Genomic DNA, 255 nt, shown 5'->3' on the forward strand with positions numbered 1-255 from the left:
TGCGGTCCAGCGCCAGATCCTTGTCGGCCAGTTTGCGCAGGTAGCGCATCAGCTCGGTTTCCGAGTGGTAGCGGTTGAACACCGGGTGGCTGAGGATTGGCGACTGGCGCAGCAGCGCGGCCGGGATTGCGCTAACCACCGAGGCGGCGAGGGCGGCGAAGTCCGGCAGGGTTTGGCCGTCGGCCAGCAAGGCCCACAGGGTTTCCACGTCAGCTGGCGACGTGGTTTCGTCGAGGGACAGGCCCAGACGCTCGC

The 255-nt window shown here is 67.5% G+C and carries 1 protein-coding gene; it reads right to left on the reverse strand.

The genetic code is table 11. The annotated features are described in order from the left end of the window. A partial coding sequence (locus IB252_RS29990) for a hypothetical protein (protein WP_192411155.1) occupies nucleotides 1-255 on the reverse strand: 255 nt, incomplete at both ends.

The sequence above is a fragment of the Pseudomonas sp. PDM10 genome, from assembly GCF_014852295.1.
In the GTDB taxonomy this organism is placed as follows: Bacteria; Pseudomonadota; Gammaproteobacteria; order Pseudomonadales; family Pseudomonadaceae; genus Aquipseudomonas.